Annotated in this window: 7 protein-coding genes and 2 pseudogenes; 6 read left to right on the top strand and 3 right to left on the bottom strand. The window is 42.2% G+C overall.

Translation table 11 applies throughout. From position 1 onward, the window contains the following. Positions 1-195 precede the first annotated feature (195 nt). Positions 196-759 (top strand): TetR/AcrR family transcriptional regulator, encoded by a 564-nt coding sequence (locus B5F07_RS17240; RefSeq protein WP_087162450.1) that lies wholly within the window; start codon positions 196-198, stop codon positions 757-759. A gap of 12 nt (positions 760-771) precedes the next feature. Here the strand turns inward: B5F07_RS17240 and B5F07_RS17245 are convergent, their stop codons facing one another. Then, positions 772-1,635, bottom strand: coding sequence for an AraC family transcriptional regulator (locus B5F07_RS17245; RefSeq protein ID WP_087162451.1), 864 nt, complete (start codon positions 1,633-1,635; stop codon positions 772-774). A gap of 188 nt (positions 1,636-1,823) precedes the next feature. Here B5F07_RS17245 and B5F07_RS22670 point away from each other — a divergent pair, with 188 nt between their 5' ends. Continuing rightward, a complete protein-coding gene (locus B5F07_RS22670; RefSeq protein WP_162613161.1) occupies positions 1,824-2,000 on the top strand; it encodes a hypothetical protein in 177 nt (58 codons plus the stop codon). 135 nt (positions 2,001-2,135) lie between these two features. On the opposite strand, the pseudogene ade reads toward B5F07_RS22670, so the two are convergent. Together ade and B5F07_RS17255 are read right to left on the bottom strand one after the other, a co-directional pair. Continuing rightward, positions 2,136-3,862, bottom strand: a pseudogene (ade, locus tag B5F07_RS17250) (adenine deaminase). A 126-nt stretch (positions 3,863-3,988) separates the two neighbouring features. Further along, complete coding sequence (locus tag B5F07_RS17255) at positions 3,989-4,876, bottom strand: LysR family transcriptional regulator (RefSeq protein WP_087162452.1); 888 nt, start codon at positions 4,874-4,876, stop codon at positions 3,989-3,991. A gap of 121 nt (positions 4,877-4,997) precedes the next feature. On the opposite strand from B5F07_RS17255, the gene B5F07_RS17260 reads away from it, so the two are divergent. From B5F07_RS17260 to B5F07_RS17275, 4 genes and pseudogenes are all read left to right on the top strand, one after another. After that, on the top strand, positions 4,998-5,825 hold the full coding sequence (locus tag B5F07_RS17260) for a class I SAM-dependent methyltransferase (protein WP_087162453.1): 828 nt from the start codon (positions 4,998-5,000) through the stop codon (positions 5,823-5,825). Beyond that, a pseudogene (locus B5F07_RS17265) lies at positions 5,788-6,271 on the top strand (maltose acetyltransferase domain-containing protein). The gene B5F07_RS17260 and the pseudogene B5F07_RS17265 overlap by 38 nt, the downstream one beginning before the upstream one ends. 1,030 nt (positions 6,272-7,301) lie before the next feature. Continuing rightward, the gene (locus B5F07_RS17270) at positions 7,302-8,642 is read left to right on the top strand and encodes a KAP family P-loop NTPase fold protein (protein WP_087162454.1); all 1,341 of its coding nucleotides are present in this window, start codon (positions 7,302-7,304) and stop codon (positions 8,640-8,642) included. A 28-nt stretch (positions 8,643-8,670) separates the two neighbouring features. After that, positions 8,671-10,521, top strand: a complete 1,851-nt coding sequence (locus tag B5F07_RS17275) for a DUF262 domain-containing protein (RefSeq protein ID WP_087162455.1) — start codon at positions 8,671-8,673, stop codon at positions 10,519-10,521. The last annotated feature ends 113 nt before the right edge of the window (positions 10,522-10,634 follow it).

Here is a 10,634-nt window from a genome sequence, read left to right on the forward strand (position 1 = left end):
GCTGCATAATATAGTTAATCGACAGCAGTTGCTTTTTATCGTATAATCATCTTAACGAGTGCAGGTGAAAACGTCCACCGACAATTTCGGATATCAGTTGGAAAAACAACTTATGTCTGATAATTGTCGGGAAACGATAAAAACGAGGGAAATACGGGATATACAGTAAAAGTATCAGAAGGAGGCGGTCTTATTATGACAGAAAAGAATATATTGGAGAAAAAAACGGATCTGCGGATTGAAAAGACAGAAAAAGCCATCAAAAACGCGTTTATCGAACTGCGGTCAAAGAAGCCCCTGGAGAAAATTACGGTAAAGGAGCTGTGCGCTATTGCATGTATCAATAAATCAACATTTTATTCTCATTATACAGATATTTATGCGCTGTCAGAAGCGATGGAGCATGAGACCATTACGTCCATTATCCGCAGTGTCGAACATATTGAAGAGTATACATTTGAAGTTTCCGATGAATTTACGCGCAGGCTCTGCCTCGCCTTCATGTCCCAGATCTCGCTGATTAAGATCCTCTTTTCCGGAAAAGAGCAGAACCACTTCGGAAACCAGCTTGACCGGGAGCTGAAAAAGCTGATTTTCCGGAAATATCCGGATTATAACGATGTGGAGAAAAATATACTTCTTTCATACTGTATCCAGGGTACTTATCATGCATTTCTGGCGAATCCGTCGGCAGACACGGATACATTTGTGAGAACCATAGAGCAGATCGTGAGATGCCTGCAGCCCATGCTTACGTGAGATGCCTGCAGATTATCCCTTTGCGGGAAGAGGGGCGGACTGCTGTCTTCGCACAGCCGAGGGCGTACACCCGTAGATCTCTTTAAAAGTGCGGTTAAACAGCTTCTGGTTGTGGAAGCCGTTCTGTTCCGCCAGCTCGGCAACAGGCGCGTCGGTGCGGAGCAGATCCTGATAGATATGGGATACCCGGACTTCGTTGACATACCGGAGAAAGGACATGCCCATGTTTTTCTTAAAGAAGCGGCAGAAATATTCCCTGCCAAGTCCCAGGTGGTCCGAGATCTCCTGCAGAGAGATCTGCTCCTGAAAATGTTCTTCCACATAGGAAATCACGCTGCGGATACGATCCAGTGAAAGCCGGTCTACCGGAGATGCATTTGCAGCTTTTCTGACAGAAAAGTAGCGGAACAGATGGGCAAGCACCTGCATGATGATCCCCTCTGCTTCCATGAGAAATGCAGGCGCGTCTTCAATGTACAGACGGGTGAGATCTTCCATGCGCTGACAGACGGCCAGGTATTCCGGAAACTGTTCGTCGGTGATCTCATCGGGAATGCAGTGGATCTGGTAAAGCTCGATGTCCGGGAGATATTTCTCCATATATTTCCGGGAAATGTGGGCGCATATGAACATGGATGTATCGCTGTATGTATATGTGCTGTGTACCTCGCGGGACTCAAGGACTGTCAGATGTTTCTTCGGTATCTGGTATTTCTTCCCTTCGATCTGGATGGTGGCGTCTCCGTTGAGCTGATACAGAAGTTCGATTTCCTCGTGCCAGTGAAGCGGATGGTATCCGCCCGGTGTTGTGGAGTAAGCAAGCTGGATTCCCAGCTCATTGATTTCCTGAAATGTCTCGTAATATGGCTGTGCCATGTCAGTCGCTCCTTCCCTGTGAGAATGGTTTCTCTTTGTATTTCCCTCTTTTTACAATACAGAAAACAGAAGAATAAGTCAATATCGACTTAAAAGTAGTCAAAAAACAGACTGTTTTCCATGGATTTCCTGAGCTATTATAATAGGCGTAAACAGAAAACACCTAAACAAGAAAAGGAGAGATTGATATGAGTACAATCGCATTAAATAACAACGCATATGCAGGAGCAAGAAGGAATAAGACTTCCCTGAAAGAAAGACTGAGAAAATATCTGGAAGAGAATGCTGCAACAATCAGCGCCGGACTTATGATGATGAACGGCAATACAAGCGCATACGAAGTGTACCGTCTGCTTAAGAAATAATGGTAAGAGGTACACGGGAAGATGAGAGAACTGAATAACAGAAAGACAAAAAGAAACCGACAGGGTATTCACTGAAGAAAATACTCTGCCGGTTTTTTATATATATCCGGGCAGATGAAAAGAAGACGGAGAGGATTATGCTTCCGTGGGAATAAAGGAAAATGTGGTTACGTCGAACAGGCCCATGTCCGTCAGTTTCACTTCCGGAATTACGGCAAGGGACATGAAGCACAGTGTCATGACCGGTTCCACGCCGCTGATGCCCAGCTCGGTATATGCTTTCTCATGGATATCCGTAAGTTTGTGATCCACCCATTCGCCGCTCCGGTCGCTCATCAGTCCGGCGATTGGCATAGGCATGCTCTCGATTACCTTTCCGTCCTTTACAAGAACGATACCGCCTTCCTGCTCAATCAGGCTTCGGACAGCGAATTCCATCTCTTCGTCGCTGACGCCGACAACGATAATGTTGTGGGAATCATGGGCCACGGAGAGTGCTACGGCTCCTTTGCGGATCCCGTATCCTTTCAGAAATCCGCAGGCTACGTTTCCGGTTCCCTGGTGCCGCTCTACAACGGCAACCTTTACAAGATCCACTTCCGGATCACGGATGAATTCTCCGTTTTCATCCAGACGGATATCTGCAGTTTCCTTCTTTGTCACAACACCGCCGGGCATGATGCCGATGACGTTGACGTGACCGGATTTCAGATGCATTTTAAATTTCTCTTTTGAGAAGTCTTTTACAACAACGCTTCCTTTCACGGAAGAAATGTCGTGAACCTGGATCTCCGGGAGATATTTTCCTTCCTCCGCGGTCAGCTCTCCTGCGATCCAGACCCGGTTGACATGGAAGTGTTTCAGATCGTCAAGGAGAACGATGTCCGCCCGGTACCCCGGCGCGATTGCGCCCCTGTCATAGAGACGGAAACACTCTGCCGCGTTTAAGGTGGCCATGCGGATCGCCGTCACAGGATCCAGTCCTTCCTCTACGCAGATCTGCAGATGATTGTCCAGATGACCTTCATGGAGAATGGTCTTTGGCTGACGGTCATCGGAGCAGAGCAGGCATCTTCTGCTGTTTTCCGGCGTCACAGCTTTGAGGAGCGTTCTTAAATTGTGACATGCGGATCCCTGTCTTAAGAGAATATACATGCCCCGCTCAAGCCTGTCCTTCATCTCTTCCACAGTGGAACACTCGTGGTCCGCGAGGATTCCTGCGGCGGCATAGGCGTTCAGCTCTTTCCCGGTGATTCCGGGGCCGTGTCCGTCGATCAGCTTTCCCTCCTCTTTGGCAGTCATCAGCTTGTCGAGAACAGCGTCGTCCGCCTGAATGACACCAGGAAAATTCATGAATTCGCCGAGCCCGAGGATCCCTTCCCTTTTGATGGGCTCCTTCATCTCCGGCGCATTGATGACAGCGCCTGCGTGCTCAAAAGGCGTGGCGGGAACACAGGAGGGCAGCATATATTTGATATCCAGTTTCGTACCTTCTGCTGCATCCATCATATAGTCCAGACCGCGGATTCCGCAGACGTTGACGATCTCATGAGGGTCGGCGATGATCGTGGTGCCGCCGTGGGGAACAAGGAGGCGTCCGATCTCCTCCGGGCTTACGTAGAGGATTCGATGTGGATGTGGCTGTCGATAAAACCGGGAGATGCAAAACGCCCCTCTGCGTCAACCACTTCCTTCCCTTCATAGTCGCCGATGCCTGCGATCTGATTTCCGCAAATGGCGATGTCCCCCTCTGTGATTTCTCCGGAAAATACGTTGACAATGCGGCAGTTTTTGATTACAGTGTCAGCCGGAATCCGTCCGGCAGCGGTGTCGATCAGTTTTTTCAAATCTTCTTTTTTCATTATGATCTCTCCATTCTTCCGTAATCATAACACCGGCGGGAAAGGTTGGAAACATGTTGATATATTATAAATTTATATCAACAGTTATTAACGGTACTTATTAATAATGGAGGCTAAAACGGCGTGCTAGAAAGCAGTAAACGGGGTTGTGTTAATAAACCGGCTGATATTGTCGTTAAAGGGCTGAATCCGGTTGTATAAAAACCCGATCTCGCGCGGAGGAACCGGATCAGACAGCTCGATTTCCATGAGAGCGCCGGAGGCTAATTCTTCTGAGACAAACTGCCTGACGACACAGGATATACCGATTCCCATTTTGGCAAATTCGATCAGGAGATCCATTTCACTGGCTTCCAGAATATGAAGCGGCTCAATATTGTTCCGGCTGTAATAAGCATTGATGTGCTGCCGGGAAACATTGTCTCTGTTGAGAAGCATGATATTGCCGTATTGAAATATATCGTCATTTTTACAGTTTAATTTTTGAAAATATGAAGGAGCGCAGACAAAAATATACTCGATCCTGCCGAGCGAGTGATATTCTGCGCTCCCTGTATTTTCCGGCTTTGCCCCAAGAGCGAGATCGATGCTGCATTCTCTAAGCATGGCGCATGCCTGTGCCGAAGAGGTACAGGTGATGGACACATCCGTGTTCGGATATTTCCCGGTGAATACTTTCAGATAAGGAAGAAGGAAATGCTTGCATAGCACATTACTGGAGGCAATCCGCAGATATCCGGTTCGTTCCGGAAAACGGAGCGCATTTTCTGTGTCAGAGAGCATGTGAAAGGCTCTTTTTACACTGTCATACAGTACCCGTCCCTTTTCCGTCAGTTCCACGCCCTTGGGATTGCGGAGAAACAGTGTGGTGTTGAGGTTTTCTTCAAGCTTTTTAACAGCAATGCTGACCGCGGGCTGGGACAGATATAACTGCCCCGCGGTTTTCGAAATACTTTTGTTCTCGGCAACAGCAAGAAAGATCTTATACTTTGACAGATTCTCAAACGTATCCATGACTTCTCCTATAAATTCAATTTATATATTTTATAAAAATCATATATTTGAACTATATCATTGGCGATAGTATAATTCAAGAAAAGAACGAGAAAAAACGAAAATAAGGAGAAAAACGGATATGGGAACATTTGAGTTTGACGGGGAAAAGTATAAGAGGGCTTCCACTCACCAGAAAGAGTGGGGAAGGGAACTGATCACCCGGCTTGTGTTGAAGGGAAATGAAAGGATCCTGGATCTGGGATGTGGTGACGGCATCCTTACGGAACAACTGGCAGATCTGGTCCCGTCGGGAAGGACTGTGGGGATTGATGCGTCCGCGGGAATGATTGAGACGGCGGGGAAGATTGAAAAGGATAATCTGGAATTTCTGCATCTGGATATAAATAAGATGGATTTCAAGGAAGAATTTGATGTGATATTTTCCAATGCGGCCCTGCACTGGGTGAAAGACCACGAGAGACTGCTGCGGAGTTCTTATAAAGCGCTAAAGCCGGGCGGAGTTATCCTCTGGAGCTTTGCCGGAGAGGGAAACTGCCGGAACTTTTTTGAGGTAATTCAGAGGAAGATGGCGGAGAAAAAGTACGCGGAATATTTCCGTAATTTTGAATGGCCCTGGTTTATGCCCTCAGAGGCGCAGTATGAAAAGCTGATATCGGATAAAGGTTTTGATAAAATACAGGTCTCAATCGCAAACCGGGATAGATTCTTCCCTTCCGCTGAGGAAATGGCAAAATGGATAGAACAGCCGAGCATCGTGCCGTTTATCAAAAATATTCCGGAGAACATGAAGGAATCGTTTCTTCGGGAGGTAACGGAAGCGATGATAGAAAAGACGCGGCAGGAGGATGGGACCTGCTTTGAGTCGTTTCGTAGGATTGAGGTGTATGCGGTGAAGGGGGAGAAGCAGTATGACGAGGGAGAAAATTCTTGCCGGGCAGCTTTATGACTACGGTGGTGCAGAGCTCCTGCGGCAGTGGCATAGGGCAAAGGATCTGGTAAGAGACTATAACCGGGCGGATTCGGCTGATGTACGGGAAAAGGAGCGGATTTCAAATGAACTTCTGGGAGGAAGAGGAAAAAATCTCTGGATAACAGCACCGTTCTATGTTGATTACGGCAATAACATTTATTTCGGAAATAACTGTGAAGTGAATATGAACTTTACGTTTTTAGATGACAATGAGATAAGGATAGGTGATAATGCCCTGATCGCACCAAATGTTCAGATATATACGGCGTTTCATCCGATGAATGCAGCGGAGCGGTTCGGGGAGAAAAAAGAAGACGGTTCTTTTGCATTCTGCAAAACACGGACAGCCCCTGTAGTAACCAGACAATGTGATCGCTTACGGAAATCCCTGCAGAGTGGTAAGAGAAAACGTGACATCCTGAAAATTTAAAAAACTAGCACTCACCGCTTACCGTGTGGTGGGGGCTGTGGCATCAGAGCCCGTAAAGCTTTATTTTACGGACTTTCTTAGCATTTACAACTTTTTGATTTGCTTCAAAAATGACTCACTACACTAAATGTACGCCGTCGTTTTTTTCACAATATCTTGAATCCTGCCGCCAGATATGCTATATTGAAAATAGAAAAGGGGGGAACCATAGAAGCGACCTACCCTTGTACAATTTAATTAAGCTAAATGTTTTTCGACATTAGCCGTCAGCTATTCGCAGTAGTTGGCGGCTATTTTCTTTTATCCTTGAAAATCTCATAAATAAGACTAACAAGGGCAACAATGAATATTAAAAGCTGAATCAGATCAGCATATGTAACATACATTGGCATCGCCCTCCTTTCTTTCGTCCGGAGGGTTAGCCCCTCCGAAAATCAGAGGGTAAGCCGCCTGGCTCTATAGCTTCCCATGTTGCCATTCTAGCATGCCGCCGTTATTTCTTCAATCTCATTTCTACATCCTGATATAATTTTATTGAATCTCTCAATGCCACCGATACCTTCTTTCTATACCCTTGAAAATTTTTCCGATTCTCTATAATTTTTGTCCGTATTTAACGCTTTTTGCATTAATCACTCATAATATAATCCTAGATGTCCCCAGGGTTAACGTCTTCCCTCTTAACTATGCCATTTACTACGCCATTTCCGCAAAAAACCACACCATTTGACACTCCCAGACAAAAAGTCAGCGCCCGCAGAAACCTTGTAAAATCAAAATCTTAAAAAATGAACATTCACCTTTTGGCTCGTTTGGGGTGGTTTTGTCCTGTGGTGTAAGAGCCCATAAAGCCTTATTTTACAAGGGTTTTGCGGGCTCTTACTTTTTGTTTGGGAGTGTCAAAAATCGTTATTTTGAAAGAAAATGGTGTAGTAAAATGCAAGATAGATGGTTGTACTCCAAGTCTTTCTATGAGAAAATAAATTAAGTATATTCGATAATCAGGAGGACCGAAGTTAAAAATGAAAAAATATGTTCAGGAGGCAACAGATATAAATGTCTGGACATCTTTAAAAGAAGACACTTTTGATAGGGGTAAAGACATCCGGGAATTTATAGAAGGTTTGGAATTGATTGAAGGAAACGCTTTTATTAGTTTGGATGCAAAATGGGGAGATGGAAAAACTTTTTTTGTCAGACAGATAGAGGAAACATTAAAATATTTCCGGGCAAAGCAAATGGAAACGGAAGAAAAGCTATTAAAGGATTTAGAATCATATGAGTACTTAAAAGAAAGCGTAGCTGTAAAGGAGACTACAGTGGAGCATATTTATTTGCCGGTTTATTATAATGCGTGGATGTATGATGATCATAATGATCCCTTAATGTCGCTCTTACTCGTAATGACAAAACAGTGTGGCGGGGCGTACAATACGAAAATCAATACGAAATCCCTCGGTGAACGGTTGCTTGCAGTTGCTTCTTCCCTGCCGATTTCAATCAAAAAGATAAATCCGGCTACAATTATAAAAGATCTCCAAGAGGGAAAGATGGATATATTGAGTGCAGTCAAAACAGAAGAAGATATCAAAGAATGTGTTCGCGATGTCTTTAATGATATTATTGTGGAAGAAGCTGAAAAGCTTGTGGTTTTTATTGATGAATTGGATCGTTGCAAACCGTCTTTTGCAATTGAAATGTTGGAAAGAATCAAACATTATTTTGATGATGAAAGAATCATTTTTGTAGTATCATTGAACAAGGAACAATTGATACATACTATTTCAAATTATTATGGGAGCGAATTTGATGCAACCAGATATTTGAATCGTTTTTTTGATGTTTCAATCAATTTGCCTGAGATTAGCTGGTATCAGAAACAAAAAGTACAGTGTACCAATTCAGAGCGTTTTTGGATAACGCTAATTGCAGATGAACTTAGTGATTATTATGGATTTTCTCTTAGAGATAAACTTATTTATAAAAGCAGCATTGAGTCACTACCTCGAGATGTTGGAGATGCATTTAGTCAGGATAAGATGTATCTTAATATTTTCGAAGTAATCATTGTTCTTTTAGATATGGTCGATGCAAAAGAGAAAAAGGCTTTTTTGGAAGGAAAGAGTAATATTTTAATTGACTTAATGCCCAGAATAGAAATTTATAAAAAGTATATTCTCAGAAGCTTCGGGATTGACATAAGAGATGATTGTGAAGAAAAACTTACAGAAAAATATAAACTGGTTCAAGAGGTTTATGAGTATGTATTTGGAAGAGACACTGAGGAATATTTTAAGGAAGCAGATATCAGTAGGAATCTGAAAGAAATTTGTATAAAAGCCTGCAATGGACTAAAATCTTAGAATAGAAAAAAGTAGAGAGGTTACAAATATGATTAAAACAGTAGATCAAACCACCGTGGCTGAAATTTTTTCAATTAACAATGACAAAATTTATAGGATTCCTAAATATCAGCGTGAATATACATGGGGAATCAATGATTGGGATGCGCTGTTCAACGATATTACAGATAATGATTATGGTTATTTCCTTGGGTCATATATCTGCGTAAACAACGGATCTTTAAATGGAACAATACTTGAGGTGATTGATGGACAGCAGCGTTTTTCTACGTTGATGTTACTTTTAACAGCACTATATGATAAACTGTCTGAGCATAAAGCAGAAATGGATGACGATGATCAAAATGATCTTGCCAATTTAAGATGTGAATTAGCGAACAAGAAACGACAAAATTTTATTGCTAATGGACAGAAGAAAACAGAATACAAACAACGTTTATTTCTTCAAAAACAAAATATGAATGACGAAGATTTTTCATATATTCTGTATGATAAGGGGATTATAACCGATCAAAAAGCTAAGCCGTTAAACTTTGGAAATCGACGTATCGCGAAAGCTTATAGACACTTCGGCAAATTGATTGAAGATGAAGTTGTAGAAATCAGGAATGAGAATCATAACATAACAGAAGTGGGAGCACTCTTTAGTATTGTTCGTAAATTTGAGACAGCCGTTCTCGTTGGAATTGAAGTTGATACAAATAAAGATGCGTATATGCTTTTTGAATCATTGAATCATAGAGGCGTTCCGTTGTCCGCATTGGATTTAATAAAAAATACTTTAATTGCACAGGCTGAAGATGCTTCTGATGCAGATAATAGTTATGAAAAATGGAAACATATTTTGAACTGTGTTGGACAAGATGATTATTCAGGTCAGGAACGTTTTTTCAGACAATATTACAATGCTTTTAGAGAAGAATTAAATGCTCCATATCCTAAAACCGATAAACGTTACTATCTGGGGTATCTTGCTACAAGAACAACACTTCTTGATATTTACGAAAAAATGATAAAGGATAATTATAAACGGCTCCTTGATGATTTGTCTGAAAAAGCAGAGCGTTATTCAGTTATCGTAAATAACAGTGATGAGGTCTATACATATACAGAAGCATTGCAGGACTTGGGCCGAATAGCTGGTGCACCTTCTTATATTTTGTTGTTGTACCTCATGTCAAATCAGACTAAACTTAATCTGGAAGATTCAGATCTGAATGCAATAATTAGAGCTTTGATTACGTTTTTCGTTCGCCGTAATGTAACTGATGTTCCTAATACAAGAAAACTTACACAGTTATTTATGGATATAATTGCAGAAGTGAAAATGTTGCAGGGAAATGATATTGTACAAGTGGTTCATGATAGATTGCAGATAATTTCAGCACCAGACAGTGTTTTTGAAGAAAAATTACGGGGGCCGGTTTATGATGAAAATCCTGAAGCTACAAGATTCATGTTGTGTAGCATAGAAGCTCAAAATCAAACAAAAGAAATTTATGCGGATCTTTGGGCGAGAGATAATAATAAAAAATATGTATGGACTATTGAACATATTTTCCCAGAAGGAGAGAATATACCAGCCTCATGGGTTCAGATGATTGCAGATGGAAATGCTGCTTTGGCAAAGCAATATCGCCTGGACTATGTACATACAATTGGTAACTTGACGATCACTGGATATAATCAGAATCTTTCTAATATGTCATTTGACCAGAAAAGAGATAGAAAATCTAAGGACAAAACAAAAGAGATTGGATATAAAAATGGTTTGTACCTGAATAAAGATGTTGTAAATCAAAGTAAATGGACGGTGGATAAAATCCGAAATAGAACGGATGTGCTTGTAAAGATTCTTATGGAAATGTATAAATGGTAAAAATGTAAGTAGGTAATCATCCGTATCTTGACAAAATATGAAAATCCCCCAGTATTTACCGGGGGAAAATTAGTCTCTCATTTTTCAGTTTGCTGCGGCAGTCAGCCGGCAGG

This window comes from Lachnoclostridium sp. An169, assembly GCF_002160525.1.
GTDB lineage: Bacteria > Bacillota > Clostridia > Lachnospirales > Lachnospiraceae > Mediterraneibacter > Mediterraneibacter cottocaccae.

Bases quoted from the DNA above. Each gene is read 5' to 3' on its own strand.
- B5F07_RS17240 (WP_087162450.1), top strand. From the start codon at position 196: ATGACAGAAAAGAATATATTGGAGAAAAAAACGGATCTGCGGATTGAA.
- B5F07_RS17245 (WP_087162451.1), bottom strand. From the start codon at position 1,635: ATGGCACAGCCATATTACGAGACATTTCAGGAAATCAATGAGCTGGGA.
- B5F07_RS22670 (WP_162613161.1), top strand. From the start codon at position 1,824: ATGAGTACAATCGCATTAAATAACAACGCATATGCAGGAGCAAGAAGG.
- B5F07_RS17255 (WP_087162452.1), bottom strand. From the start codon at position 4,876: ATGGATACGTTTGAGAATCTGTCAAAGTATAAGATCTTTCTTGCTGTT.
- B5F07_RS17260 (WP_087162453.1), top strand. From the start codon at position 4,998: ATGGGAACATTTGAGTTTGACGGGGAAAAGTATAAGAGGGCTTCCACT.
- B5F07_RS17270 (WP_087162454.1), top strand. From the start codon at position 7,302: ATGAAAAAATATGTTCAGGAGGCAACAGATATAAATGTCTGGACATCT.
- B5F07_RS17275 (WP_087162455.1), top strand. From the start codon at position 8,671: ATGATTAAAACAGTAGATCAAACCACCGTGGCTGAAATTTTTTCAATT.